This window comes from Candidatus Obscuribacterales bacterium, assembly GCA_019744775.1.
Taxonomy (GTDB): Bacteria; Cyanobacteriota; Vampirovibrionia; order Obscuribacterales; family Obscuribacteraceae; genus SBAT01.
The window spans coordinates 38,060-64,430 of the sequence record JAIETZ010000011.1; the positions used below are offsets into that span (position 1 = coordinate 38,060).

The 26,371-nt window shown below is 46.3% G+C and carries 26 protein-coding genes; 13 read left to right on the forward strand and 13 right to left on the reverse strand.

Annotation, left to right across the window (positions count from 1 at the left end; genetic code table 11):
- Positions 1 to 547 precede the first annotated feature (547 nt).
- The 5 genes from K2Y22_15920 to K2Y22_15940 form a co-directional block, all read right to left on the reverse strand.
- Positions 548 to 1,024 carry a hypothetical protein gene (locus K2Y22_15920; GenBank protein MBX9879945.1) on the reverse strand — a complete coding sequence of 159 codons (477 nt, stop codon included), beginning with the start codon at positions 1,022 to 1,024 and terminating at the stop codon, positions 548 to 550.
- A 102-nt stretch (positions 1,025 to 1,126) separates the two neighbouring features.
- A complete protein-coding gene (locus K2Y22_15925; GenBank protein ID MBX9879946.1) occupies positions 1,127 to 1,492 on the reverse strand; it encodes a BrnA antitoxin family protein in 366 nt (121 codons plus the stop codon).
- Positions 1,493 to 1,496: 4 nt separating this feature from the next.
- Positions 1,497 to 1,805 carry a hypothetical protein gene (locus tag K2Y22_15930; GenBank protein ID MBX9879947.1) on the reverse strand — a complete coding sequence of 103 codons (309 nt, stop codon included), beginning with the start codon at positions 1,803 to 1,805 and terminating at the stop codon, positions 1,497 to 1,499.
- A gap of 322 nt (positions 1,806 to 2,127) precedes the next feature.
- Positions 2,128 to 2,460: an XRE family transcriptional regulator gene (locus K2Y22_15935; GenBank protein ID MBX9879948.1), complete on the reverse strand. Its 333-nt coding sequence runs from the start codon at positions 2,458 to 2,460 to the stop codon at positions 2,128 to 2,130.
- Positions 2,417 to 2,761: a type II toxin-antitoxin system RelE/ParE family toxin gene (locus K2Y22_15940; GenBank protein MBX9879949.1), complete on the reverse strand. Its 345-nt coding sequence runs from the start codon at positions 2,759 to 2,761 to the stop codon at positions 2,417 to 2,419. Before K2Y22_15940 ends, K2Y22_15935 begins: the two co-directional genes overlap by 44 nt.
- Positions 2,762 to 3,028: 267 nt before the next feature.
- Between K2Y22_15940 and K2Y22_15945 the strand changes: the two genes are divergently transcribed.
- Positions 3,029 to 3,691 (forward strand): hypothetical protein, encoded by a 663-nt coding sequence (locus tag K2Y22_15945; protein ID MBX9879950.1) that lies wholly within the window; start codon positions 3,029 to 3,031, stop codon positions 3,689 to 3,691.
- An 85-nt stretch (positions 3,692 to 3,776) separates the two neighbouring features.
- On the opposite strand, the gene K2Y22_15950 is transcribed toward K2Y22_15945, so the two are convergent.
- Together K2Y22_15950 and K2Y22_15955 are read right to left on the reverse strand one after the other, a co-directional pair.
- On the reverse strand, positions 3,777 to 4,142 hold the full coding sequence (locus K2Y22_15950; GenBank protein ID MBX9879951.1) for a helix-turn-helix domain-containing protein: 366 nt from the start codon (positions 4,140 to 4,142) through the stop codon (positions 3,777 to 3,779).
- Between the two features lie 38 nt (positions 4,143 to 4,180).
- Positions 4,181 to 4,942 carry a Bax inhibitor-1/YccA family protein gene (locus tag K2Y22_15955; GenBank protein ID MBX9879952.1) on the reverse strand — a complete coding sequence of 254 codons (762 nt, stop codon included), beginning with the start codon at positions 4,940 to 4,942 and terminating at the stop codon, positions 4,181 to 4,183.
- A gap of 220 nt (positions 4,943 to 5,162) precedes the next feature.
- Here K2Y22_15955 and K2Y22_15960 point away from each other — a divergent pair, with 220 nt between their 5' ends.
- Genes K2Y22_15960 through K2Y22_15970 form a run of 3 tightly spaced genes read left to right on the forward strand, consistent with a single transcriptional unit; the run spans position 5,163 to position 6,543 of the window.
- A complete protein-coding gene (locus K2Y22_15960; GenBank protein MBX9879953.1) occupies positions 5,163 to 5,354 on the forward strand; it encodes a hypothetical protein in 192 nt (63 codons plus the stop codon).
- 60 nt (positions 5,355 to 5,414) lie between these two features.
- Entirely contained in the window at positions 5,415 to 5,888 is a 474-nt protein-coding gene (locus K2Y22_15965) for a DUF4189 domain-containing protein (protein MBX9879954.1), read from the forward strand.
- A gap of 28 nt (positions 5,889 to 5,916) precedes the next feature.
- Positions 5,917 to 6,543, forward strand: a complete 627-nt coding sequence (locus K2Y22_15970) for a metallophosphatase domain-containing protein (GenBank protein MBX9879955.1) — start codon at positions 5,917 to 5,919, stop codon at positions 6,541 to 6,543.
- A 121-nt stretch (positions 6,544 to 6,664) separates the two neighbouring features.
- Here the strand turns inward: K2Y22_15970 and K2Y22_15975 are convergent, their stop codons facing one another.
- Positions 6,665 to 7,213 carry a DUF488 domain-containing protein gene (locus K2Y22_15975; protein MBX9879956.1) on the reverse strand — a complete coding sequence of 183 codons (549 nt, stop codon included), beginning with the start codon at positions 7,211 to 7,213 and terminating at the stop codon, positions 6,665 to 6,667.
- 4 nt (positions 7,214 to 7,217) lie between these two features.
- Positions 7,218 to 7,874 (reverse strand): hypothetical protein, encoded by a 657-nt coding sequence (locus K2Y22_15980; protein MBX9879957.1) that lies wholly within the window; start codon positions 7,872 to 7,874, stop codon positions 7,218 to 7,220.
- Positions 7,875 to 7,983: 109 nt separating this feature from the next.
- On the opposite strand from K2Y22_15980, the gene K2Y22_15985 reads away from it, so the two are divergent.
- Entirely contained in the window at positions 7,984 to 8,520 is a 537-nt protein-coding gene (locus K2Y22_15985) for a hypothetical protein (protein ID MBX9879958.1), read from the forward strand.
- A gap of 9 nt (positions 8,521 to 8,529) precedes the next feature.
- On the opposite strand, the gene K2Y22_15990 is transcribed toward K2Y22_15985, so the two are convergent.
- Positions 8,530 to 8,742, reverse strand: a complete 213-nt coding sequence (locus K2Y22_15990; protein ID MBX9879959.1) for a DUF2934 domain-containing protein — start codon at positions 8,740 to 8,742, stop codon at positions 8,530 to 8,532.
- Positions 8,743 to 8,889: 147 nt separating this feature from the next.
- On the opposite strand from K2Y22_15990, the gene K2Y22_15995 reads away from it, so the two are divergent.
- Positions 8,890 to 10,251 (forward strand): hypothetical protein, encoded by a 1,362-nt coding sequence (locus K2Y22_15995; GenBank protein ID MBX9879960.1) that lies wholly within the window; start codon positions 8,890 to 8,892, stop codon positions 10,249 to 10,251.
- A 126-nt stretch (positions 10,252 to 10,377) separates the two neighbouring features.
- Here K2Y22_15995 and K2Y22_16000 read toward each other — a convergent pair whose 3' ends face one another.
- Entirely contained in the window at positions 10,378 to 10,938 is a 561-nt protein-coding gene (locus tag K2Y22_16000; protein ID MBX9879961.1) for an HdeD family acid-resistance protein, read from the reverse strand.
- A gap of 118 nt (positions 10,939 to 11,056) precedes the next feature.
- On the opposite strand from K2Y22_16000, the gene K2Y22_16005 reads away from it, so the two are divergent.
- The 6 genes from K2Y22_16005 to K2Y22_16030 all read left to right on the forward strand — a co-directional run bounded on the left by K2Y22_16005 (position 11,057) and on the right by K2Y22_16030 (position 19,197).
- Complete coding sequence (locus K2Y22_16005) at positions 11,057 to 11,641, forward strand: hypothetical protein (GenBank protein ID MBX9879962.1); 585 nt, start codon at positions 11,057 to 11,059, stop codon at positions 11,639 to 11,641.
- 39 nt (positions 11,642 to 11,680) lie between these two features.
- Positions 11,681 to 13,372, forward strand: a complete 1,692-nt coding sequence (locus K2Y22_16010; GenBank protein MBX9879963.1) for a hypothetical protein — start codon at positions 11,681 to 11,683, stop codon at positions 13,370 to 13,372.
- Positions 13,373 to 13,453: 81 nt separating this feature from the next.
- On the forward strand, positions 13,454 to 14,344 hold the full coding sequence (locus K2Y22_16015; GenBank protein MBX9879964.1) for a hypothetical protein: 891 nt from the start codon (positions 13,454 to 13,456) through the stop codon (positions 14,342 to 14,344).
- 331 nt (positions 14,345 to 14,675) lie between these two features.
- Positions 14,676 to 16,064, forward strand: a complete 1,389-nt coding sequence (locus tag K2Y22_16020; protein ID MBX9879965.1) for a TolC family protein — start codon at positions 14,676 to 14,678, stop codon at positions 16,062 to 16,064.
- Positions 16,065 to 16,078: 14 nt separating this feature from the next.
- Complete coding sequence (locus K2Y22_16025; protein ID MBX9879966.1) at positions 16,079 to 17,482, forward strand: copper oxidase; 1,404 nt, start codon at positions 16,079 to 16,081, stop codon at positions 17,480 to 17,482.
- 56 nt (positions 17,483 to 17,538) lie between these two features.
- Positions 17,539 to 19,197, forward strand: coding sequence for a peptide chain release factor 3 (locus tag K2Y22_16030; GenBank protein MBX9879967.1), 1,659 nt, complete (start codon positions 17,539 to 17,541; stop codon positions 19,195 to 19,197).
- A 77-nt stretch (positions 19,198 to 19,274) separates the two neighbouring features.
- Here the strand turns inward: K2Y22_16030 and K2Y22_16035 are convergent, their stop codons facing one another.
- Positions 19,275 to 19,430, reverse strand: coding sequence for a hypothetical protein (locus tag K2Y22_16035; GenBank protein MBX9879968.1), 156 nt, complete (start codon positions 19,428 to 19,430; stop codon positions 19,275 to 19,277).
- 222 nt (positions 19,431 to 19,652) lie between these two features.
- Here K2Y22_16035 and K2Y22_16040 point away from each other — a divergent pair, with 222 nt between their 5' ends.
- On the forward strand, positions 19,653 to 24,773 hold the full coding sequence (locus K2Y22_16040; protein MBX9879969.1) for a hypothetical protein: 5,121 nt from the start codon (positions 19,653 to 19,655) through the stop codon (positions 24,771 to 24,773).
- A 4-nt stretch (positions 24,774 to 24,777) separates the two neighbouring features.
- On the opposite strand, the gene K2Y22_16045 is transcribed toward K2Y22_16040, so the two are convergent.
- On the reverse strand, positions 24,778 to 26,349 hold the full coding sequence (locus K2Y22_16045) for a HAMP domain-containing histidine kinase (GenBank protein MBX9879970.1): 1,572 nt from the start codon (positions 26,347 to 26,349) through the stop codon (positions 24,778 to 24,780).
- Positions 26,350 to 26,371 lie beyond the last annotated feature (22 nt).

Here is a 26,371-nt window from a genome sequence, read left to right on the forward strand (position 1 = left end):
TTGCTAGTGCTAATGTTCGTAGGCTTTGTGTTTCGGTTTGACATAACTCGCTGGCTAGCCAACTTACCCTGCGATAATTTGTTTGGGGATTACTGCTTGTTACCAGCTCTAATAGCTGGCATTGTCATTTTAAACCTGCAATGTTCTTTCTGGTGGTGGTGTAGATTACTAAACCGAACATATAACCTTCACTCATCCAGAAGCAGTGCAGTCTATAAGATTTATTCACTTGCCGTCGAATCAATTTTAGCATTGTTCATTTTCTCAATTTCTAGCCACTGCTGTCGGCTATTCCCAACAACATTTTGGTCACGCTTTAGTGGATTACAAGCATTCGAAATCCTAATTTTCACTTCAATTGGTGTCTGGTTTTTAACAGAACTAATTGGCAAGGGCGTCAGTACAGACAGTTCCTTCACTGACCATCAATAATTGCCTATAACTACGATAAACATGAGCCCCTCGCTGTAAGCGAGGTGCTTTGTGCATAGTGCACCACCGCCGATCAGCTTGGGTCCAGACAGCGCGCCCCATGCGCAAGCGACAATCATTTCACCCTGACATACGCTGCCCAAAATTGATAAACATAATAATGCTCTTGGTCAGGAACTTCTTTAGCCATCTGAACGATAAACTTGTCTCCTGATCGAAGTCCAACATTAGGACATATCGTATAAAGATCTCGACCTGCAGACAATTCGACAGACACGGGAGCAGCATGATTTAGAGCGACTGGATCAAGTCTGATCACTTTTACCTTTGCTAGAAACGGCTTGCCTGATCCCGCTCGCGCATATTCTATTTTGTATTCGGAAGTATCAAGCACAAATCCCTGGCCAGGTGGGACCTCATAGATCAAATTCGTATGTTTATCGACATCAATCTGATGAGCCTGATCCGCCCTGATTGTTGGCAAGGGCGTGAGTTCAAGAGTTGTCTTGTCCAGAGGAGTAGAACATGAGACCATGAACACACAACCGAAGGAAGCAATTCCAGCCGTTAGTATTTTCACAATACGGGACATTGAGACTTTCCTACATCGTTTACCATCGGTTTCCTTGGAAATTTGTCACTTCCGAATGCAATCATACTTTGAATTTTGCTGTTCGCGATGATCACTGATGACCTAGTTTTCGGCCAATCGCTTAAATACCTTGCCGTACCGTCGGTCAGTGTCTTTAATCGCCTCTTCAAACTTTGCTCGCTTTCGTAGCACGTTGCGGTTCGCAAGCTTGTGCTCATTTTCTTTAACGTAGCGAGTAAGCACCATCCTCATCAACGGCTGGTATCCTAATCCTTCTTGAACTGCGAGTTCCTTCAATTCTTCGATAAGACTGCCTTGCAAACGAATTGAAATCAGTTGCAAACCCAGAGCACTATCAACTGCGTCACTTTCATCTTTCGCTGACGGTGCAGCATATTTTTCCGCTGCACCAAGCTCTCGCTTCTCCCACTTTTCCGCATCTTGTTTTTTCCGGCCTCTCGTGCCCATAACGTTACTCCAATACTAATTTTGCTTTCTTGTCGTAAATAGTAACTTCTTCGATATTTGGCTCGTATGCCGTTTTGATTTCAATTTCGGTGAGGCTAATTCTTATAAAGACCACTTTTAATTTTCGTTGCCTATCAGTGCAGGATACAAACCATTGGGTCGGTGGATCTGTTCTGTGTTTCTCTCTGGTATCAATCAAAAACCCTTTCTTGCGATTTAGAAAACACTCAGTCACTTCATCGGGTTCGACTTGATGTTTTACTCTCAGTTTCTCTTTAGTCTCATCACTCATCACCAATTTAATCGAATGCATACAGTAAACACCTGTAATACTTCGTATATACAGCATATCACAAGATTATCGAAGGCAGCTCTTAAAAACCGCCCCAGTGCCGCATACAGAAGGAACCATATCTTTGTATGGTATGCCAAAAGTTTGCGAGCGTCAATCAGTTCTTGAGCCAACTTCTTGATACTACCCCTCGTGCAACCGAGGTGCTTGGAGTTTCACACGCTACTAACCCAGAATAGACAATCCCTTCTCATCCACGAGATTTAGAAGTTTCAACGAAGTACTGCTGGGGCATTTTTCTAAGCAGTGCTCAACTAGCACAGCAACTCCAAAGTTTGAGCCCTTACGCTACTCCTGTTTCATGTTCAAAATTAAACGACACTTTCGTGCCGAGTCTTGCCAAATATCGAAGCAATAAGTCCACACTAAAGCATTGTGTCTTCATTCCCATAATTTCAGCCACACGCGGCTGTCTGACTCTTAAAACAGACGCAATCTGGCGCTGAGACATTCCGCTAGCCTCAATTAAATCTCTAAGCTTACTGATTAGCTCCGCTCGCGCCAAAAGACTGGCAGCCTCATCATCATCAAATCCGATGTCTTTGAATACGTTACCGGAGCTTTCCTCCATGTCATATTTTCTTTTGCGTCTTGTGGCTTCGTTGCGCTTCTGCATAAGCGGACCTCGCTATTTCAATATCGTGATGGGATGTCTTGTGTGTCGTCTTTTTAAAACAATGTAGAACATAAATGGCCTCTTCAAATTTTGCTACATAAATCACCCTGTATTCATTCGGAACATGAATTCGAATTTCTTTGGCACCCGCACCCACTATGGACATTGGCTTCCAATCAGTTGGTGTCTTTCCCTCCTGAAGCCTAAACAACTCCGAACCAGCCTTGTAGCGAGCCTCATCGGGAAACTGTTTCAAAATGCTCCGGCTAGCACCAACCCATTTGATCGGCTTGAGCAACATACAACTCTCCCTTATGATACGCAATCGCGTATCACCTGTCAACAGGCATCCATACCCCTTTCCTATAAAGACGAAAAAGGAGTCAAAAAGTTCAAGCCAAGTGATTAAAATCACCCCGCGAAGCCCCTCGTGCAACCGAGAGACTTAGAGCGTCACGCGATACTAAGCCAGAATAGAGCATTACAGAGAGAAAGAACCTCACCAAGTTTACACAGTTATATATCTATGATCTGCTTACTTTGTAAACCAAGCCTCTCGGGGCTCTTCATGTCCGAAAGAACACAAGACAGATTGCACAGCGCTGTTAGCAGGGCAACACCAACTGTAGCCGAAGCAACAATAGCAGCCATTGAAGCAACAACTGGCAGTGACTTGAAATCTACAATGTCCCGAGTGGTAATGGTACGGGTCCTGCGGGCGGTCGCTTCCATGCTTCAAAAGGCAGACAGTTTGGATGGAGCAGCTTCTGCTAAATCGGATCTCGAAGTATTACTAACGTTGCTGGAAATGCCTGAAGTTCTCGCGGCACTTAAGAAGGACGATCCAATAGCGCCTGCAAAATTGCGTGGCGTGAGAGCAATGGATGCGTTAGCACAAGCAGGAGGAGGTTGTGTATCAGGCGAAGAAGCTGGAAATGTGCTGAAAGTAAGTAGACAGGCAGTAGACAAAGCGCGAAGAGAAGGACGCTTGATTGCGCTTCCCCGCGGACAAAATCGCTGGGTCTACCCAATTTGGCAATTTCATGAAGGAACTTACCTAAATGGATTGACGGACGTTCTTGCGGAATTGAAAGAGTCTGGGCCATACGGACAGGTCACATTTTTCCTCAACAAAAATAGCCGTTTGACGAATAAGGCTCCACTGGACCTATTGAGAAAAGAGCCCGTCATCTCCGCTGCACGCTTATACGGCCAACACGGAGCGGTATAGTGAATTTCGGCTCCTCGCCTCCTGCTAATTTGCATCTCAGAGAATTGCCGTTGAGGCCTCTCAAAGATGTAGTCCTTTTTAGACCTTAACCGGTAAGATCCACTCTAATGGGAATCTGAAACTTCTCAAGCTGCTCATTGATCACATGCAACACGACACTTTCCGGCATTATCCCAAGAGCACTAGCTATCTGATACGCCTTCTCCATACTGGGCAGTTTTCTTCCATTCTCATAATCACTCAACTGCTGTTTGCTAATGCCAACCAATTCAGCAGCGTATGTTAATGTCCAGTCTTCCGCCAAACGGTAAGCACGTATTATTTGACCAAAGCTCAGATTCGTTGCACGCTTGCGCCAATAGACTTGATCATTGGCGTCAACTTTATTCTTATCGCGTTTTGCAGTCATGTACACCTTTACGGTGTACATGACTGAGACGAGCAGTCGCACTTAGTCAACCACCTCTTAAGCACCTCGCGTTAAATCACCTAGCGTTTTCGCAATTTAGCCAGAATGCGCAGAATTTCCAAGTAAAGCCAAACGAGAGTGACAAGCAGACCAAATGCTCCGTACCATTCCATGTATTTGGGCGCTTTGGCATTTACCCCTTGTTCAATGAAATCAAAATCAAGCACAAGATTGAGAGCTGCAACGATAGCAATTCCAACACACACCAATATTCCTACAGGACTGGTGTCATTCATATTTATAAACGGCACGCGCCAAAGATGCGAGAACATGCCGACCAAATCCACCAGATAAACAAGAGCGATACCGCCTGTTGCTGCAATCACTCCCAGCTTGAAGTTCTCAGTTACTCTTACCAGATGCGTTGTATATGCAAACAAGAGAGCCACCAAAACAGCGACAGTTATGCCAATTGCCTGCATGACGATGCCCTGATATTCGCCCTGGTATATTCCCGAGATACCGCCCAAGGCAAGTCCTTCCAAGATGGCATATACCGGGGCAAGAAAAGGCGCGTCTTTCTTATTGAAGACACAAATCATTGCCACCAAAAACCCACCAATTACACCAACCCAAAACAAACTTGTAACTAAAACTAAATTACCAGCGAAGTAAAGCTTCCAGGTAACAGCAGCACTTGTTATCAACAGCAATAATAGGAATGCGGTTTTAACGGCAGTGCCATCAAGCGTCATTACATTATCGCCTGCGACCAAACCTCCAGTTTGAACTTCTGCAAAAGTGTCTTTATTTAGAGCTGGGTTGCCTGTTTTGAATGCCATTTGAATTTACTCCACCATGACTCCGTACGTTCTTACAAAGATTCCAAGTATTCATACTAGCAAGTGTAGCACATGAATATTTTCGCTTACGATAACCAAAATGCTTTGGAATAGAAATCAGACACCTAGCCACTCGCGTTAATGTATGGGCTTAGATGCCCGAGTTCACACAACTTTCACGAACAAGTACTAAGCTCAAAGCAGGAGAAAAGGAGGAGTTATGAACGCTTTAACCGCTAACCAAGAATGTTGGTCATCTGCCGAAGTCAGCTCTTTCTCCCACGATTTGAAACGAGCCCTCAATATTCAATTGAGAGAATTTATCTACTGGCTGTATGACGTCGACAATGACAAGCCCGAGAAGTTGGATGCATCGGTCATAAAGAGCCTTTGCTTTTCTAAGGTTGCTTAAACGCATATTTTTCCTTGGTGCTATGATAGCCTCAATTGCATTTGCCTCTAGGAAAAAGTCGTGCCCACCCTAATTGCATTATTAGTCTTGATTCTATCTGCCCTTCCGACGCTCGCATGGGAGCAAGAAACCTACCAGCAGCACCTGGAAAAGCTAGAGCGAGAATCCGAAGGCGACAGGAATTTCTACAACCAAATATGGAATTTGGATCGTCATGCATCACGCTTCTGCGCAATTGCTTATTCCAAGACAACCTATCAATGGGGTTATTCCTGGGGCAAGGCAACTCGCCGACAAGCAGAGCAGGAAGCTATTAAACGTAGCGAGTCAAAGGATGCCGAAATTCTATGTTGGTCAAAAGGTGAGTGGTATTGTGCGCTAGCCGATGGACCCAAAAGCTACGGGGGCTCAGAGGGAGTAACGGCAGCAGACGCTAAAGCCAAGGCGTTAAAGATTGCCAACGATATAGCACCTGGCGCTCGCATTGTCTTGCTCGTTGGTGGTAATCCGCCGACCGTGCGTATATTCAAATAGACTGACGCATAGACCAGAGGCGCCATCCATGAAAATAGTAATCGTCTCCGACACCCATAATAGGCTAAGCGAAGTTAAGATCCCTGATGGAGATATTTTGATTCACTGCGGCGATTTCAGCATGGCCGGAAACGCCGAGGAATTCGAGCAATTTGCCAGAGATATGGAAGAATTGCCCCATAAATATAAGATTGTCATAGCCGGCAACCATGAATTACTTTTTGAAGCACAGCCAATGAATGCTAGAGGTATTCTGCGCGGTGTTACCTACTTGCAAGATGAAGCAATCGAGATTGAAGGACTCAAAATATACGGTAGTCCCTGGCAGCCCGAATTTGGCAACTGGGCATTTAACTTGCCACGCAATTCACCTTTGCTTATGCAAGTCTGGGAAAAGATTCCTCGTGATGTAAATGTACTCATAACTCACACACCTCCTCACGGAATTCTAGATAAAACCAGAGAGAAGAAGTCAGTTGGCTGTGAGGTATTGCGGCAGCGCTTAAAAGATTTAAGAAGCGTCAAACTTCATTGCTTTGGTCATATTCATCCTGCCTACGGAAAGAAAAGAATCGGCGATACTTTGTTTGTAAATGCGGCAATTGTTGACGATAAATACAAGCCGGCCAATCAGCCAATTTCCTGCACATTGTGATTTGTTACTGATACCGAAGCTTCTCCATGTGAGACGAGTACGACTTGGTATTTTCCAAATACGCATTCACTTTATCCATGTCCCATTTCTTGTAGTATCACTAAGCGATACCAAGCACTATTTAACGAACCTTATGTTTAGACTTCCAGGGCGTATCCTTGTCCACGGAAAAAATGGTCAATTGCTCACTAGGCTGCTCTTGCGCCTGCAAATCAGACTCGGAGTGCACACTACCGTTACCTCGAATGTGACCAACATCAATCCCATTATCCTGCAGCACTTTCGCCACAAGCAGTCGTCGATGACAACCACTTGGATCTTCTTCACCACATAGCAGCGCTATCGTGAATGTAGTACTGCCCTTGCTCAGTCTTTCGATAGCAGTTTTGAATGCTTCCGACTCGGCAATTTTCCAATAGAGCACATGCCCATCCTCGTCATAGAATGACTCGTCTTTTGGCATGCCTCCTAATTCACGTCCCAGAAATACATATTTTAAGCCGGCAGTTTGCAACGACAACTTCAAATTATCTTTGCTAAAGTGCGGAGTGTATTTCGAGTATGGTGACGAACGAACATCAGCGATTGCTTCTATTTTGAATTTCGCCAATTGATCTATAAAGCTTTCAATCGATTGATTGGAATGACCAATCGTGAATACTCTGTACAAATCACTAACTCTTCTTGGTCTTCGCTTCTTTTTTCAACAAACTAATTGCTTTCTTCAAATTGTTATCCAAAGTCTTCATCTGTCCATCCAAAGATTTGGACGTTGAAGCAATCGCCGCATTGTCATAGGGACGAGCTTTGGTCAATGTCTCTAACTTTGCAAGAATGTCGGAGGAAGTCTTTACTGATTTAAATGCCTCATCACGAAGAGGTTCAAGTTTTTGGTGAGTGGCGTCACTAACTTCAACTTGCCTGTTGTTTTCAATTGCTATATCAACTTCTTGTTTGAACAGATTGATAATCGGCACAATGTCGGACATCGCTTCATCTACCCACTGTGTGCGCGCAGGCAATGTGGCGCCGAACGACGGAGTTGGTGTCATTATCACCATGGTGCCTACCACGTTTGGCGTGTAATTCATTATTACTTGCTGACGAGTCACTTCATCATAAAGATTGGCAATTGCTTTTCTAGCGCGACTGATGTCCAGCCTGGCATCATTCAAATTTGTCATTTGCACATCTACTTGGATGACTTGTCCTTTCAATTGCACACTTGACGGCGCTTCACCACTACTTGCAGCCGTGTCATCGCAATAAGCAGGCGAGACTAGTACTAAAGTAGAGAGAAGTCCAGTTACAAATAAACGACGAATAGACATAATAAACTCCCGAGAGGCAATCCCACGGGATTATATCACCGCAGCAGGCTCTGCCTGACCTGGCTTGGGGTAGAATCGATATATTGGGGTTGGCAGGGAGATACGTGCTATGCGGAATAGATTAACTTGGCACAATAAACGCCACGTGCCGGTACTGGCTTGCGTTTTATCCAGTTTGGTTATCGGCTCAGCAATACCTGCAAAGAGTGTCGATGACTACGCTAAGACACCCAGAAAAAACGCAGCTGTCATTGAATGGTTCAAAAGATACGATCAGATCAGGTGTGAAGCGGAATGCACCGCCAAGGACAAATGCCAGATGCTATTTCTGGGAGAACACAAAGCTGACAAAAATAACGCTGCCCTGGCTGAACGCATGATCAAGAAGTACACCGTCGCAACCTCTGAAATTAAACAACTGCGCCCAACACCGGAAACCCGCGAATTACAAAGAGGCTACACAGAATACTTCAGCTCTGCACGTCTACTCTTCACCGACTTTCTCAAAGCCGAGCGGACAGTTCCATTTTCGATTAAACAACTAACGCCTGCCAAAAATAGACTGGAAACGCTAGATAAAAACAACAAACGCATTGATGCTGAATTGCGCAAGAAATTTGGAATTCCTAAGCACAAACATAGCTAAGCTGCCGATTTAGCTCTTAGCGACAAGCTCTTGCTCAGCTTTATACCAGTCCTCACGGTCAAAGCCATGCATGCCACCGCGTGCAAGCCAGTGTTGATAGGCGCGCAAGGAAATATCTTCGTACGTGAACGGCAACGGAACGTTGACCGGTGTTACTTCCAACTTTGAGGTCTCCATTTGCGCCTGTTGCTTCGACGCTTTCTTCTTAAACAGTCCGAACATCTCTAACCTCGCATTCACAACAGCTAATAGAGTGCCATAACTGAATCTGGTTTACTACACGTTAAGTGGATTCTTCACACAATTTATCGCTCGCACCCACGAGCGGGGGATGCCAATTTCATCGCATTGGTGGCATACTACAATGCGATGAGACTCGGATATCAAATCATTGCTACTGCTGCGTGCGCACTAATGCTTGCGCCACAATCCATAGCCAAAGCATATACAGATTCAACTCCAACCGTTTCCGAGACAACAACACTTGATCAAATAGATCGGGCACTGCTACTGGATTTCATTCGTCTTTCGCGATTCAACATTCATTTTCGTCTCGAGTCAAACAGGCATCAACCCTGGAGATTCTGGACATACCCATTAGCAAGAGAATCAGGTACAGCGGCAACTTTTGGCGGGACGCTGACAGATATCACCCAGCAAGCCAAAGGCCTCCACAATCTACGAAGCATATCCAAGAACGCCATTGTCAATGGCATGGCTTCATCAATGACCGGCAATTCAATAAGTGGTGCCGCCTCAAGTCTTGAATTGGTACAAAATACGTGGATATGCTGGAAAGGCAAAAAGGCGGGCTTCTCTCCAAAAGACTCGGCTGCTTTTGTCAAACGTATCATAGGCTCGACTGACAAGCTTTTTGCTCAACGTCAACAACTCATTGAGCAGGAAGATATACCCCATCAAAAACTTCATGAGTTGGAGACTGAAATGCTCCAAAGAATTCGTCAGCAGCTTCTCTATGAATTTCTCACTTGGAGCGTGCATTCCAGAGACAGAATGTGGCGAGAAAATTCCTTTTACACGGTTGACGCCGTGCAAAGTTTTACTCGTCTGTCCGCAATAATTCTTGCTCGTCGAGCACTAGGCGACCGGCAGTTTGCCAAGCCCGCTATTGTCACCGGACTCGTTGCCAATTCAGCTCTTACGCTCAACCCAATTTTCCGCAACCTCGTCGGACGAACAGTGGGAATAATTCAAAAACACAAACTCAAAAAAGAATTTTCTTTCGAGCGTCCTGCTCCACTTGAAGGCAGCACCAACGAACTACAAAAATTGCTCGCTGATTATTCACTAGACAAAGAGGAAAAACACCTTGTAGGTTTAGTTGATATCACGGAAAGATCTGCACGATTGGACAAAGCATTAGATCGCGAAACAAAAGACATCGAACGCTTCCAACAAATTGCACAACAGGGCTCAGTCGCTGGTCCAGTCATCGGTCTAACAGCGCTAGCCAGCTCAATTCTTGCAGCAGTCGCCATATACAATTATGCCGACAAACCTAAGACAGCAAATAAATTAGGCTTCTCCGGTCGCATCTCGCAATCAACCGGGCAAGCAGCAGCCCTCGTCTACACTCCATACATGGTAATGCGAGCAATCAGGCTCAACAAACGTCTCAAGAAACGCGAAGAGCTGCCAGGTCAAGTCCTTGCGCAGCGCCTGGCAAGACTCGACCAAATAGAAGCGCGAGTCAAAGCCACCACTCAGTAGACTATCCTGACTTTTCTTGCCCTGACGCTCGTAGGGGCGCATTGCATGCGCCCGGTTTTCACAACTATAACTTACGAGATTCTTCGCTACTTACAGTCACTCAGAAGAACAGCAACCTGCCTTAAGTTATGCCTTTTTCGACTTCAAAGCCATCGCGATCATTATCCAAGACATTCCATGAAAAATCATCTCGATACCTACAAATAGTCCGATCATCCAAAGTCCAGTTGCCGGCCAGCCCATCACAATCATCATTCCCAAAATTATATTGATGATACCGCCAAGGACAAACCATCCCCAACGTTGCTCGTCCCTATGTGACAGACCATAAGCTACTCTTATTCCACCGGCGAAGAGAAAGAATACTCCCATAATCATTGTCAAACTAAGTGCACCAACAAGTGGATTCCACAAAGTCAGACATCCTGTGACGATGTAGGCAAGCGCCGACAATATATTGAATATCATTTTGTTGCGCTTCTTACTGGCAAAGATGTGCGCAAGTTCGGCAACGCCGGCAACTAGCATCAAGGCTCCAAAAAAGATAACGACGCCCATCGTAGCAAGAAATTGCGAACCAACCGCTAGAAAACCAAGAATTAAAAGCGCGATTCCAAAAAACAAAAAGCTGTTGGCATTTAGCTGACTCGTCGCCTGCCCCACGCCACTTGTTGTTCCACTATCCATGACTCATCCCCCTAAAATCCCTACGCGTACAGTCTACACCCTGTGTTTAATATCTCAATAATTCACAGGTGTATGATGGAACAAGCGAGGGCGTTTAATATTTACTGGGGGCAAACTCATGAACAAGCTCATGAAGAAGTATGCCGTTCTGTTAAGCCTGGCTTGGTTTTCGACAAGCTACTGTGCATTTGCGGAAGAGCCTTATTCAACGCAAATTTCAATTACAGGCAAAGAAAGCGGACCGTACAAACTATCAGCCACTGTCAAAACGGTCAAAAAGCCCTACAAGATGGACCCCAACAAAAACATTACCAATGAAGACTTGGCTAGAGTCCTCCATCCGTTTATGGAAGGCACTCCATTTGATGTGCGCAAGTCTGATGTAAAACAGGTCTTGGATGATATGGACAAGCCGCAACAACACTCACAACATCCTTCTTCTCCATCAGTCGGTGCGCATCCAGCTACAACCGCCACAATCCAAGACACCGTAGAAGAAATTGAGCCAGACCAAGTTGAAAAACCCGAATATGACGACGAGCACTACAGGCAAATTGATATGGCACTCCAACGCGCACGCAATGATTTGCAAACAGCACAAGACGATCTATCGAGAGCCAGGTCAGAAAGAGAAAGACAAGAAGCCATTGGTCGCATCGACAATGCCAAGGATAGAATACAAAGAGCTACCAGCGCTCAGTAATCGTCAATTACAATCTTAGTCCACTGAAAGGAGACTCTGATGGCGTCATTTCCACGTAGGATTCTGTCACTATTTCTTACTCTCATAATGTTAGGCGGTTTGGCGGTAGACGTTAGTGCGCAGAAAACTTTTGCACTTCCACCACTCAGCAAAGTAGCAGATGAAAAGCTTAACGACTACGACAAGCAAGTCAAAGAAATTAAAGACAAGACAGCCGATACAGAAGCCCAAGACAAGCAATTACAAAGAGTTGCGGACGACGCAACCGGTCAAGGAGTCAAGTTTATTGAAGACGCCGGCGGAAAAATGTTCGCCGTCAAAGAGCAAATAGACTCCGCAGTCGGAGAATACGTCACTGACCTCGTTACACTTTTGGGCGCCAAACGCCTATGTCCATTACTTAAAAAACTCGTAGGACCAGGTGGCAAATATCACGACGTGCAATCCAAATTATGGGCCGACCTACGCCGCATTTTCCATGACCATTGTGTAGTGAAGCCTATCGAAGAACCTGGTGGTGGTATCAAACTAGGCGATGACCCGGGACCATCAGGCGGACAAGGTCCATCCGAAATTAGCGACGGACCCTGCCCCGAAGGTTATCCACTTCTGGAAGATTGCGTAAAAGAACACAACCTCACTGTCTCTTTATACGGGGACGGACAAACAACTTCTACGTGCACGCTTTCCATATCAGACAACATGGGGCATACAGCTACTGCACCAATAAAAACAGTGTGTGCTTCAAGAAAGAGTCTTTTGCCACCGGTAGGTCAGGACAAAGCAGCAAAGCAAAATTTGACTTACACAGTTGTGACTGGCGGAAATCCGAAGGCAATGAGTCTTGTAATCACTGCTAAAGATTTAGACAAACAGGGCAAATTCAATGATGTTCATCTTAAACCGGAAAAGCGCTGCTCAACAATTTCCCAATTAGCAATCTGGAAAGACATTGGCGGTTCCACACCGGGAAACAAAGACTCAATTACATCAGACAGCATCAAAACCGACATGCTTCACAAATCAGGCATCAATCCAAAGACACTTACAAAGGAAGAGAATCAACAACTAACAAATAGAGTCGATGCAATTTGCGCCTCGGTGGATCTCACTTTGAAAGAGTGTCCAAAGACTCAAGAAAAAACAAAAGACAAGTCTAGTTCAAACCACATACTCATCAGCTATCACTACCCATCAGAAAACATGCAACTGGCACAAATAAAGATAGCGCAAGGAAAGTGTTGCATTCCTGCAGGCACGGTTTTTGTCCCAAGCAAGAAAGAAAAATATCAAGACATGATGTGTGTCGAAGATCAAGTCTTTGATTGTCCACCTACTGACGGACTAATTACCGACAACTGCAACTGGGTATTTGCCAAGCAAATTCTCCTGCCGAAAAATCCTCACAATGAACTCACAGAAGGAAGACAGCACGACGACTTCGAAAAAGAGCGCGCCACTCGTATCACCGAAGAGCTGGAAAGAATCGCCGAAGTGGAAGGTGAACTCATTGACGAGGATGAAGCAGCGCAGCCTAATGAAAAATACAAAGACTTCGACATAATTCTCCTCTATGTCTGCGTAGACAAAACAGGACATCCGCGCTCAGCCAAACACGCAATTGTATCCGCGGAAGAGAAAAAGTATTGGAACCCGGAAGGCGATCTCGATGTACGCAAAGTCAACAAAGAAGGACGCAAAGCAGCCGTTAAAAACCATCGTCCTAAATAAACTAGCTGTTCCTTGATCAAGGTTGTCATTTAATTGATAATAACCCTCCCCTATATTTCGATCGACGCCTGCGGAGGGCACGTGAAGCTTCTGCGTGTTTTTCTATTTTTAGTTATCATCGCCCAGTTTTCGTTTATGGGTCAGCCTGCATTGGCGGACACTGCCGCCATTGACTCTGGTTTCATTTCCAAATTGGAGGCCAATGTACAGTCGCTTGGCAATTTACAGTTTGGCAAAGCTCGAGCAGAGATATCTGACAACCGAATGGACATTTTCTTTACAGTCGTGGACTTGGCTACCAGTCGTCTATCGGAAGAAAAGTCATTAACAGGAATTATCCTCACTAGTAAAACTCTTGGTGAAGGCAGTGCACGAAATTTGACCGGCGGTGTTTACTTCGACGGCGGGCATAAGTTGCATGAGCTCGATACAACATCACCTGAATATATAAAAACAACAAAGGGTCAAACAGTTACAGGCAAAATAACTCAAGTAAGTCGCGTTCAACTATCAATTGAAACTTCATACGGCACGGAAGATTTTTTGATTTCCGAACTTGCAGAGATTCATTCGCCTAAGTATTTTCAATTCTCCATTCCCATTGCCGATGCAACCGGGACAGGCACAACTGTCAGCGGGCAAGTAGAAGAAATGAGCTTTTGCAATACTTCGGAAGTGATACAAACTGTCGAACCCGGGCCAGTTGTAGCGGAAAAACCAGTCACGACAGACAAACCGGTAACAATCGATAAACATCATAGTAGGGGCGCATTGCATGCGCCCTCCGGCAATCAAAAGGCCATGAGTACAAAGGCAAAAATAATTACCTTTACCGTTCTTGGATGCGTCATCGCAACGGCAATTGCAGTTCCAATCGCTGTCGCCTGCGGCACAAGCGGTGGCGGCAGCAATCGCCAGCAAGTGCTTCGAGGCTTTGCCTGGCAGCAATTTTTGGCAGGCAATCGTTGGTAGCGGGCGCATGGCTTTGCCATGCTGCTTCGTCGCTTGCGCGACTCCGAGAGAATGCATCCCTTCGGACTGCGAAAGTTAATGACATATGTATCCACAGCAGTGAATGTCCACTGTCCACAACGATACAAAAAGCCCAGCCTAGTACCATCGGTAAAACTTGGTTGAGCTAAAGCTGCTTGGTATTATGTAGCCAAGGTCATAAATCCAAAAGATGGCGAAAACTTATACAAAAACGGATACTGCATATATCCGCGCGTCATGAAATCCGGATTTCCCTCGGGAACTAATTGATTATAGTACGATTGTCCGGAACCGGTGTCAGAGTAACGTAATGAAGCGACGCAACATATTGTTTGCAATATCAGGTTTGCTCTTACTTGAGCTAGCTGCCGCACCGGTCAATGCAGAATCGATGGACATGGGCGGCATGAAAATGAATATGCCAGATCCCAGTCCACCAGCCGCTTCCGGAAGAATTGAATTCAACGAAGCAAAGGCAGGTGGATATACGCTACCTGATTTGCAGAAGCTAGCATCCAAAAACAACCCAACGCTTATTCAAGCCCAAGCGCAAATTGATGGCGAAAAAGGCAAAGCCCGTCAAGCAGGTCTGCCGCCAAACCCCGATGTCTCCTATGTCGGCGAATTACTAGGAGAACGCCGCGCCGGCATGGGCGAATTCATGGGTGGCACCGTCCAACAAGAAATCATCATGGGCGGCAAACTCAAATACAGTAAACGCAAATACGAAGCACGCGTGCGGGCAGCAATCGAACAAGCACGCGCTCAACACTTCCGCGTAATGAACGATGTACAAATTGCCTTCTATCACACTCTTGCCGCCAGCGAGATAGTGAAACTGGAAAAAGAGTTGTTGAAGTCAACACAAGACATGTGGCTAACTACTCGAGAATTATTCAACGTCGGTCAAGCCAATCAAACTCAGGTGCACCAGTCTAATATCGCTATTGAAGAACAAAGACTCAAAGTAATAACTGCAGAAAATAATCTGCAAATGCATTGGCTGGAATTGACTGCTCTTGCCGGCATTGATGAAGAATATCGAGAGCTTAACGGAAGTCTGGAAACACCAGAACCCAATATTGATTTTCAATCAACACTTTCTAAGTTGCTTGCCGAAAGCCCGGAGCTTGGCGAGGCAAAAGAAAAACTACGCGCCGACGAACTCACAGTAAAACGTGAGCACAGGCAACCGATTCCTAATTTAGTTCTATCCGGCGGACCTGGCTACGATCAATTAGATAGAACCTTTGCAGTCATGGCGCAAGCCAGCGTTACCAATTTACCTCTATGGAATCGCAATCAGGGCACAATTCAACAAGCCGAAGCAGACCTCACAAGACAAAAAGCACAAGTAAAACTTGTCGAACTCAACTTAAAAAAACGTCTCGCTCATGTTTATACAACATACATCACAGCCAAGCAGCACGTCGAAGCTTACAAGACAACGATAGTTCCAGAATCACGTAAAAAATACGAACTCGACTTGGCAAGTTATAGAGATGATCGCACTGATTGGCCAAGCGTGCTTGCTTCACAACGTGAATATTATTCCGATCGCGTTCATTACATTCAATACTTGCTCGCCTACAAGGAATCGAGCGCACAACTACAAGGATTTATCCTCACTGGCGGACTGTCGCCACCACTGGGAGTAACTCCACCCGGACACATCGATGCCACACCTCAACCCAGATAACGGAGTTGGTTAACATGACCGACGACAAATTCAATAGACGCGATTTCATAGCAGCCGGCACAACGGTTGCACTTGGCTCTTTGCTAAACAGCAAAGAAGCACAAGCATCGGCACAAATATCAAAAGATATAAAAACTTTCTCCCGCTACCGCCCAAGCTTCGGCGGCGCACCAGGCAGCGATGATTACCTCGGTAAACTCGTCCCCGGCTTACGCCCCTCCGGACAAGCACCAGTCCTAATGCACGCACCGGATTTAAACAAACTCGAGTGGAAAATGGTACGTGGCGCCAAAGAATTTCATTTGAACTGCCAGGTCGTAAAACAAGAATTCCTCCCCGGCGTATTCATGAATGTCTGGGGTTTCAACGGCAGTATGCCCGGACCAACCATCGAAGTAAACCAAGGTGATCGCGTACGCATCATCGTGCATAACGAATTACCAGAACCGACATCAATGCATTGGCACGGTTTGGAAATACCTATCGCTATGGACGGTGTGCCATATCTTGTTCAAGATCTCATTCACCCAGGCAAATCATTTGTCTATGAATTCGATCTACATCAAACAGGAAGTTTCTTTTACCACGCGCATGTACCAATGCAAGAAGCAATGGGCATGGTTGGATTTTTCATCATCCATCCAAAAGTTGCTTACGATCCACCATGCGATCGCGACTTCGGTTTGATTTACCAAAATTTCTACATCCCACCAAATGCAAGTACTGCCGACGCCATGATGATGGATTGGAATTGGCACACCATTAACGGCCGCTCCGGTCCCTATTCAACACCAATGATTGTAAAACACGGCGAGCGCGTCCGCGTGCGATTACTCGACTTCAGCCCTATGCAGCACCATCCAATTCACTTCCATGGACATACGTTTTGGCTAACCGGCACAGAAGCCGGCCGCATTCCACATCAAGCATGGACTCCGCGCAACACAACTCTTGTCGGCGTCGCCATGGTGCAAGACTTTGAGTTCATTGCCAACAATCCCGGTGATTGGATATTCCATTGCCACATGGTTCACCACATGATGAATCACATGGTCCGCCAAGTCGGTCCACGTATTCGTCCAGGCAATACACTTAGCGCTCTCATGTCCAATCCGGACAGAATTCCCGAGCCTGTGGATATTTTGTCGGAAAAAGCCATGAGAAGCCCCGGCTATCCTCAAGGCATGCAAGGCATGATGTTGAGCAAAGAAATGGATGCGCAAGCAATGGCAAAAATCAACAACAAACGCGAAACCAAAGGTATGCGTCCCGGTTGGGCAATGGGCGTGGAGGGGCTAATGACAGTCCTGCGCGTGTTGCCGGAAAATTTATATAACCGCGTCATGTCCGACGCTCACGTCAGACCAGGCGAGATTTTCGACGCTATTGCCAAAGGACAGTACCAGCATCAAGGTTAAAACAAGTTTCAAATCGCTCAATCGCTGACTGGTACTGTGGTAGAGTACCTTTTCTTATGAGCACAGATACTACTAAGTCAGACAAGGAAGGCTTAACGCCACAGCAACTCAAAGACCTCCAACGTGAGGTCGAGAGACGCCGCGCGTTTGCAATTATTTCGCATCCTGACGCCGGTAAGACTACGCTCACAGAAAAATTGCTCCTGTACGGAGGAGCCATCGAAGAAGCCGGTGCCGTTAAGTCACGCCAATCACAAAGAGCTGCCACATCCGATTGGATGGAATTGGAAAAGCAAAGAGGTATTTCAATTACCTCTACTGTTTTGCAATTCGAATTCAAAGGCTGTTGCCTCAACTTGCTGGATACTCCTGGTCACCAAGACTTCAGCGAAGACACTTATAGAACACTTGCCGCTGCCGACAATGCAGTAATGCTCATCGACTCAGCAAAAGGACTTGAGCCGCAAACAAGAAAACTCTTTGAAGTTTGCCGAATGAGACACCTTCCGTTGTTCACCTTTATGAACAAGCTCGATAGACCAGGATTGGAACCACTGCAATTGTTGGATGAAATTGAAAAAGAATTCAACCTTCCTACATATGCCGTTAATTGGCCGGTCGGTTCCGGCGATCAATTCCAAGGTGTAGTCGATCGCAAGACGCGCATGATTCACCTTTTCCAAAAATCAGCACGCGGCAAAACAAAATCAGAAGTCGTGGTGATGCCTTTTGATGATGATACCGTCAAAGAAATGGTGCCTGGAAGCATTTACAAACAAGTCGCTGAAGAGCTGGACATTCTCGATGCTGCCGGCTCAGAACTCGACTTGGCTAAAGTTCATGCCGGACAATTGACGCCTGTATATTTTGGTAGTGCTGCAAACAACTTCGGTGTCGAACTGTTCCTTGAGTCGTTTATCGAAAAAGCACTTTCACCAGTATCATTCGAGAGCGAATCAAGTCTAATTGAGCCAGAATACCCTCACTTTACCGGGTTTGTATTCAAGTTACAGGCCAACATGGATCCACGTCATCGCGATCGCATTGCCTTTGTCCGTATTTGCTCCGGCATGTTCGAAAAAGGCATGGTGATTAACAACAAGCGCACAGGCAAAACAGTTTCTTTGAATCAACCGAAGAAATTATTCGCTCACGAACGTGAGTCGATTGAGAAAGCTTACCCAGGTGACATCATCGGCTTGAGCAATCCAGGCGCATTCTCCATAGGCGACACATTGTACGTCGGACCGTCAGTCCGCTTCCCTGGAATTCCCAGCTTCGCTCCGGAATTATTTGCAATTCTCGAAAATAGAGAACCCAGCAAATACAAACAATTCCACAAAGGAATTTCAGCCTTACAAGAAGAAGGCGCGATTCAAATCATGTGGCTAAAAGAAACCGACGCACGCTATCCGGTACTTGCCGCCATCGGACAACTTCAATTCGAAGTCGTCCAGTTCCGTCTCGAATCCGAATACAACGTCACTTCCGTATTGCGTCCCATCGAAGTAGCCCAAGTCCTCTGGCTGGAAGACGGCTGGGATGCCCTTGAAGGAGCCGACCGTGATCGCTGCAACTTCATGGTAGCTGCCGACAAAGACGAAGAACCAGTCCTACTATTCAAGCGCGCACACGAACTCCAATGGTTCAAAGACAAGAATCCCAAGATAAGACTTTCCAGCGTCAGCCCACGCACCCTAATGGCTAAACGCTAATAAACTCATCCTGAATCGCTGACTTTGTCATCGTTGTAGGGGCGCATTGCATGCGCCCTCTGCGGCTATTCAGCACGCTACTTTGCTGTCATAGACTTCATATCAACATGAAAAGTAAGCTGTTTGCCTCGATACCAATTCGGCAACGGTTCGAACATTGTCGCGGACACCACCTTGAGAGCCTCACGATCATATTTCTGACGCCCTGACGATTGAACAATCCTATAACTCAACAACTCCCCACTTTGCGCAATTTAAATAGTCGCTCTGCGAGCCAACTATTTAACCTTTCCCTAAGTACTAAAAGCTCCCTGGCTCTAACCAACTTGCCAGAGCCGTGATAGGATGGATTTTAGGCGGTAGGGATTCATTGCTCCCAAGCATTATAGGACGTGGGAGTTTTGTCTTTGGCATGCTTTTACTACGGGTCAGACTCTAGGGAGGAGTCGTTTCGAATGTTGGCACGTCTTAGTTTTGCACTTGCCCTGGTCTTTTTACTCAATCCGATAGCTGTCTTTGCGCAGGCTGCCGACGTTCCCAGTGAACCTCCGGCAAATGAATATAATGTCTCCGAAGGCACTCACGTAGTGGATGCCAGCACATTAAGCAATATCGCTGCCCTGACAGTAGCTCAAGGCGCAACAGCGGTTATTAACTTTAGCAATACAGCCAATTTATCGGTACTAGGTAATATCGCCAATTCCGGCGCTATCTATGCTTACTCGTCAAATTCGGCAATATCAGCTGCCAACTTCAGTGCCCAGAATATCTACAACAATCATGGCGCTGTCTTGTCGACTGTATTGCCGGCGTCGATAGTGAGTTCTCTAACCAATGTCAATGCAAATCTCGGCTTAAATCTTTCTGCTATCAACAATATAGTTAACGCAGGCACCATCTCCTCTGCCGGCGCTCTCGGCATGGCTGCCGGCGGCAGCATTACGAATACCGGCATCATGCAGGCAATGCAAGCGGTCAACATATCGGCAGCATCGCTAGTCAACGCAGGCACCATCGCCTCATTAACGAGCAACGTCAATATCGCCTCAATGATATCGCAAAACCTCATGGTCAATAATGCTCACGGCTCTATACAAGCTCTTCTCGGCAACGTCAATGTTTCAACCAGTCCACAAGGAATTGAGAAACTCTTGCTCAGCGTCCTCGGTGGAGATGTTAGAGCACAAGCTCTCAATCTCTTAAACCCGAATGGCGCAGTTGAAGTAAATGTTAGAGGTTTAGACGGCATGGTTAATGTCGAAGCATGCTCTGCTCACGTCACCGCTTCCACTCAGACCCTAACCTTGGGTACTCTAAATCTCACCGGTGACCCAACTTTCTACAACACCGGCGGCGACATTATTATCGCCAGCGATATCGACCTCCGCCCAGTAAATTTCACAGCGCCTGGTGCTGTGGCACTCGCAATTGTTGCTTATGGAAATATTACTGCTGCGCCAGGTGTAACCAAAATAGACATCAGCACAATACCGAATAACATCAACAGTCTCAATTGGCCGGGCGACCAAAATGCGGGCAACTTGCTCATACTGGCAGGTGCCCCCAATTTCAACGCCACACCAACAGACAACAGTGCCATTTCTTGGTCAGCTCCTGCCCCACCAGCATCTCCGCCATACCCCGGCGACAGCACCAACACGCTTACTATCTATAACTCTCCCCCCACAGGGCAGCCGGCAGCCATTGGCGGCAATATCAATATGTCCAACGTCAACATCAACACGCAGGCTGGTTATCCTGGGCTAACAGCAACTTCCGGCAATGTGGAACTAGTGGCAATGTCAGGTTTATCAAATAGCGGCAATATCAGCATTGGCAATATTACAACCGGTGAGAGCACACCTACAGCGGCAGACAACACAGGTCTAAACGGCAATGTCCTAATCATAGCTGCAGGTAATGTCACGACAGGCACAATTAACACAAGCGGCAATACCACCAGCCCGAGCATTTACAACGGCAATGTCACCATAGCTTCAGCGAGCGTGAAATTCCTCCAGTCGACCCTAGCCACAAGCAGTTTTGTTCCGGCTTACGCGCAGATAACACAAACAATCGTGCCTGCAGGAACCAACTCCTTTACGGTTAACAATACAGCCGGCATGAGCGCAGGACAAACAATCTATCTAGATCCACAAGGGCCATCCAGCGAAAAAGTTGTAATCAACAACATCAATGGATCAACAATTACGCTAAACAATCCGTTGGTAAATGCGCACGTAGTATCGGAAAATATTTACATGGATGCCCAAGCGTCATCACAGCCCGGTAATCCCCTGCAAATTATCATCAATCCCGGTGCCGGCACAGTGCCATCAGTGCCGATCACTCAAAACGGTGGTGACTTTGCTCCTGATTTGACCAATATCGGCAGCGGCACAATTACAACAGGAGCAATTACAGCCGGATCTGATGTAACAATTACAACCACAGGCTCAGTCAACATTAACGGCAATATTTCACAGACACAAAACCCGACACAACTTCCCAGCGCATATTTGCGCTATCCAACAATAAACATATCAGGTGGCAGCGTTACGGTAGGCTCCGGTATCACTGTAAGTTCAGAAATTGCTAATTGCGCTCTTTGTTTTAACGGTGTAAACATCACAACAAATACTCTAACCAATGGTGGCACTATACAGGGATTTGTTGTAAACATATTAAGTCCTGCCGGTCAGGGAATGACCGTGGCAAACAACGGCACCATTACAGGCGGCGCAACCAATGGTGGCGCAGGAATAAATGCATTTGTGAACATCCAGGGTTATGGTGGATTGGCTCTTACTGGCAATGGCACTATCCAAACCCCTGGGGTTGTGAGCGTCATTGAACTTGCCGCCGGCGACGGTCAGACCTTCGCCATCAGCGGCACGCCAACTTTTGCCACCGGTACGCAAGGTCTGGTCATTTTAAATGCCCAGCGAGCAAACGGCACCATTAACATTGCCACAAATACAACGCTAACTTTTACCGGCAGCCCGACTGTAATAATAAATACGCCAAACCTAAATTTAGCCAATGGCGCTTCAATTACAGGACCATCTATGCTGGCTATGGGTTCAGGACTGGCAGTATCTGCCACTGACGGTCTCACACCTGTAAATATGGTAATCAGCCTCCCCGTGTTAGCTACTGCCACCATCGCGGCGACCAATATTGCCATACGCCCAATGGATGGCGCTTCAATCACATTGCAAGCAGGTAACGGGGCTGGCGGCGGAGCAACGCTTAATATGAACGGCAGCACAATAATCACGGCTCAAACAATTGCGGATATTATAATTGACGAAACACTTATAGTTAATTTCAACGGCAGTTACCAACGTCTCAACAATCCATCAGGCGGCATTACAGGAATTGCTTTCCAGCCTTATGTCGGTCCATATATCGATACCAACGGCTACACCAACTATGCAGCCTATAGCTATCAGCAAGTTCTGGCAATGCTTGCACCGATTGCCGCCTCCCAACAATTTCAAGCTGTGTCGACTTATACAGACGGCATACAACCACCGCCCTATAGTTCAACGGTATATGTCATTCAAGCAGCCAAGGAAATCGGCTTAAAAGTCTCTGCTGGAATTTTCATTACCATGGATAACTCGGGTACTGTCACATCTGCTGTCGATGCCAATGGTTACCCTGTAGATTTGGTGCCGACGTTAAATGCAGCGGCCAAATATGGCAATGTCATGGACATAGTTATGGGCAATGAAGACATTGTCGGCGGCGCTAATCCGGAAAATTCCATTGCGGCTCTTACTACACTTATCAGCAACGCACAAGGATTGCGTAATACGACAAACAATCCAATAACGGGCTCTAATTACACAAGCACGACTATGCCGGTGACGACAAGACAAGTTGGCGGCGTCTATGACATTGTTACGTGGGGATCAAAAACTCCGCCCAATCCAACTGCTGCCGCCAACATGGTGGCACTTTTAAATCAGGTTGACGGCTATGTCTACGGCAACTTCTATCCATTTTTCAACAACGACGTAATAGCCGCGCTCACTTGTCAAACCTGTACAGGCTATGCCTACAACTACATAGGCATGAATGCTACGCAAGCGCAATTCAGCAAATTGATAGAGACAAACATGACCGCCCAGTACTCACAAGTGGCAAATGATGTACAAACAGCCGGCGTCACCAATAAGATACGTATCGGTGAAACAGGCTGGGCACAATCCGGCATCTCTCAAGCCAGCCCAACCTATGCTAATTATTATTACCAGGCAATGCAGGACTGGTCATCGAAAAATGGCGTTCCAATTAACGACTATTTCGATGGTTACAACGAGCCTTGGAAGCCTACAGATAAGGGCCCACCGGCTGGTGGCACGGTTACTTTATCACAGGCGGCAAACATTGGTGATACGCAAATCTTCGTAAGCAATCCCGCCTCGCTAATCGGCGTCGGTCAGATAGTCATCTATCCGCCACCACAGCGAGTAACAGCAAGTACACCACCTCCATACATAGCGGTGGCACCTCCGGAAGAATTCGTCAACATTCAACCACAATCCGGCGGCAACAATCCGTGGCAACTATTCACAGGTCTGCAATATGCCCACAACATCGGAGACATAGTCAACGTTGGTCAAGGATCAGAACCTTATTTCGGCGTATTTATCGCCAACGGCACAAGTCCCGGCGGTCCAGGATATGCACCGGCTGTCACTTACCAGCTCAATTCCATTACACAGCAAGTGAATATGCCGCTTTACTTACCGACAGCCTTGCCGCCTACAACGCCCGTAGCTCAAGTGGAAGCACAAGATAGATCTTCACAGCTATCGAGTTTACTAATTACTCAATACTCAATAGGTATCATTAACAGCCTCAACAACGACGCCACCATTTCCGCAAGACTTGGCGGCACAATGATCCCGACAGATCAAAACCCCGAACGTCTTGACCATTCAATGCCAACTCCGCCTGATCCACAATTCATACACGGTGACAATACCAAATTCAATTTGGCATTGAGCACGAATAAAGTTTTCTACGGTGCGGACGACAACAACGGACATATTGCACTTCCTTCAGGCAATGGTCTTTTCGCTGCCAAATCCAATCTCAACATTCAAACGAAAATGGGCAGTGTCAAAGTCGATCCAGGGGCCGTGGTTATGGTTCTGCAAAACCAGCACGGCACGATGGTCTTCAACTTGTACGATCAACGTTCAAGTTCCGTGCACATTGATACAGGCAATGGCACAACGCATTTGCCTCCCGGCAAGCAGATCTTTTTAACCGACAAAAACTATGACTCACTGGAAGACATTTCGCCTTCTGAAATCGGCTATCGTTATTCAAAAGAGGGTCGAGTTGGCGATGTACGCGCATTCAGCGCCGAGTTCTCTATGTTTTCTGCGTTATCCAGTGTTCCTGGTCTGCGCGGTTTAGTGAATTCACCGGACAAAGCGGATCAGAAGTTGCTTAACAAACTACTTGTAGCCGCCGCTGCCTGGTCAGTCATGGATAAGGAAAGAACACCTTACAGTTCACCATCGGGACATGGCACAAGAAAAGTATCGTATTAACTTTCTATTGCTCGCTCATGATCGATCGGTGTATAGGCAAAACAACAGTAAATGCCGTGCCTTCATTTTGTTCACTTGAACAAGAGATACTGCCACTATGAGCATTAATAATCTGACGGCAGATGTACAGCCCCAATCCATTGCCGATATGCCTGCTGTGTCCTTCTTCAGATTGCCAAAATCTCTCAAACAAATGTTGTTTTTGCGCATCAGATATTGCCGGTCCCGAATTCCAAATGGTAAAGGAAAAGCACTCGCTATCTGCCGACGATCTTATTTCAATATTGCCACTGCGAGGACAGTGCTTAAGCGCATTGTGCAACAAGTTGTTGATCACTCGGCGCAGGGCAACTGAGTCTGCCTGGAGGGGAATATCCGGATTAGCATGGTTGACTTTTACTTCAAGATTTTTCGCTTGCAACGCTGCCAATATTTTTTCCAGGCAATCATCCAGCAATTTGTCCACAAAACAAGTATTCAGACTAATTACTTCCCGTCCTTGCTCGGTTTGATATTCATAGACAAGATTTTCAATCATCCAGAGTTGATCGCTCATACTGTCGCGTAATACGGACAACAAAGTTCGCTGCGGCGTTTGCAGTTGTCCAAGTGCTTCTTTTAAAAGCAAATCCAGTGATTGTATCGCACCAATAATAGGTACTTTCAAATCATGTGCCAGCGAATACACAATATCCGCGCGCTTTTCAGCAAGCACAATGCGCGATCTATCAACAGCATCCAAACGCTTGGCGATATAACAACTGAGTAAGCAAAATGAGACTATTGTGCCATTAACAAACAATGTCCAGCGCACAGGTTGGTTATACCAGTGCGCAAATTCACCCGCTGTTGCAGCAGCTGCCCAAAACATCGGGACACCTACTGCGAAAGGTATGATTCGTCTGATGATGAATCCACCGCGAGTGGTACTGCACAGCAATCCAAACAATGCGGTTCTTGGATTAGAGATGAGTACACCAAATCCGAAAAGAGCAAGCATTGCACAAGCCAACAATGAAAGATATGTATCGACACCGCCACCGTGTACAAAACCAAATCCATAATCCTCGTGAAATATCCGGATGCCAAAGACTCTTGTAAAAAACCCCAGCGATCCCGGACCAATCACGGCAAAGGCAAATAAGTCTTGTCTGCCTCGAATAGATATTAATATGCCGATTGCGGCAAAGGCAAAGAAAGCGCAAACAGCCGGCGTAACAAACTGTTTGTCCACAGTCCAAAAATCAAGGATTCCGAAGTAACTAACTATCATCAAGCAACTTATCGCTAGAATCATTGTCGCCAATACAAGACTCAAAAGCTGGAGGTGCCTGTTGGATGATAGCTTCAGCAACAAACTTGAACCACCCAGCAAGAAGCAAATTGCCCCGCTCATCTTCATTGAGACAATGCCGACATAAGGCGGCTTGAGCCAATCAATACCTAAAGCCCAGCCCACAAGGTTAATAAGGCTCAGTATTATAAGCACGCAACCAATAACGACAGATGTCTTCTTGAGCTTTGACTCAAGTTCTGCGCTTACACCGCCGGCATAGGTTATCGGAGCAATAGACACGGTATTACCCTTGACTACAAGC

Excerpts from the sequence above, each read along its gene's own strand:
- K2Y22_15920 (MBX9879945.1), bottom strand. The coding sequence starts at position 1,024 with ATGTCCCGTATTGTGAAAATACTAACGGCTGGAATTGCTTCCTTCGGT.
- K2Y22_15925 (MBX9879946.1), bottom strand. The coding sequence starts at position 1,492 with ATGGGCACGAGAGGCCGGAAAAAACAAGATGCGGAAAAGTGGGAGAAG.
- K2Y22_15930 (MBX9879947.1), bottom strand. The coding sequence starts at position 1,805 with ATGCATTCGATTAAATTGGTGATGAGTGATGAGACTAAAGAGAAACTG.
- K2Y22_15935 (MBX9879948.1), bottom strand. The coding sequence starts at position 2,460 with ATGCAGAAGCGCAACGAAGCCACAAGACGCAAAAGAAAATATGACATG.
- K2Y22_15940 (MBX9879949.1), bottom strand. The coding sequence starts at position 2,761 with ATGTTGCTCAAGCCGATCAAATGGGTTGGTGCTAGCCGGAGCATTTTG.
- K2Y22_15945 (MBX9879950.1), top strand. The coding sequence starts at position 3,029 with ATGTCCGAAAGAACACAAGACAGATTGCACAGCGCTGTTAGCAGGGCA.
- K2Y22_15955 (MBX9879952.1), bottom strand. The coding sequence starts at position 4,942 with ATGGCATTCAAAACAGGCAACCCAGCTCTAAATAAAGACACTTTTGCA.
- K2Y22_15960 (MBX9879953.1), top strand. The coding sequence starts at position 5,163 with ATGAACGCTTTAACCGCTAACCAAGAATGTTGGTCATCTGCCGAAGTC.
- K2Y22_15970 (MBX9879955.1), top strand. The coding sequence starts at position 5,917 with ATGAAAATAGTAATCGTCTCCGACACCCATAATAGGCTAAGCGAAGTT.
- K2Y22_15980 (MBX9879957.1), bottom strand. The coding sequence starts at position 7,874 with ATGTCTATTCGTCGTTTATTTGTAACTGGACTTCTCTCTACTTTAGTA.
- K2Y22_15985 (MBX9879958.1), top strand. The coding sequence starts at position 7,984 with ATGCGGAATAGATTAACTTGGCACAATAAACGCCACGTGCCGGTACTG.
- K2Y22_15990 (MBX9879959.1), bottom strand. The coding sequence starts at position 8,742 with ATGTTCGGACTGTTTAAGAAGAAAGCGTCGAAGCAACAGGCGCAAATG.
- K2Y22_15995 (MBX9879960.1), top strand. The coding sequence starts at position 8,890 with ATGAGACTCGGATATCAAATCATTGCTACTGCTGCGTGCGCACTAATG.
- K2Y22_16000 (MBX9879961.1), bottom strand. The coding sequence starts at position 10,938 with ATGGATAGTGGAACAACAAGTGGCGTGGGGCAGGCGACGAGTCAGCTA.
- K2Y22_16005 (MBX9879962.1), top strand. The coding sequence starts at position 11,057 with ATGAACAAGCTCATGAAGAAGTATGCCGTTCTGTTAAGCCTGGCTTGG.
- K2Y22_16010 (MBX9879963.1), top strand. The coding sequence starts at position 11,681 with ATGGCGTCATTTCCACGTAGGATTCTGTCACTATTTCTTACTCTCATA.
- K2Y22_16020 (MBX9879965.1), top strand. The coding sequence starts at position 14,676 with ATGAAGCGACGCAACATATTGTTTGCAATATCAGGTTTGCTCTTACTT.
- K2Y22_16025 (MBX9879966.1), top strand. The coding sequence starts at position 16,079 with ATGACCGACGACAAATTCAATAGACGCGATTTCATAGCAGCCGGCACA.
- K2Y22_16030 (MBX9879967.1), top strand. The coding sequence starts at position 17,539 with ATGAGCACAGATACTACTAAGTCAGACAAGGAAGGCTTAACGCCACAG.
- K2Y22_16040 (MBX9879969.1), top strand. The coding sequence starts at position 19,653 with ATGTTGGCACGTCTTAGTTTTGCACTTGCCCTGGTCTTTTTACTCAAT.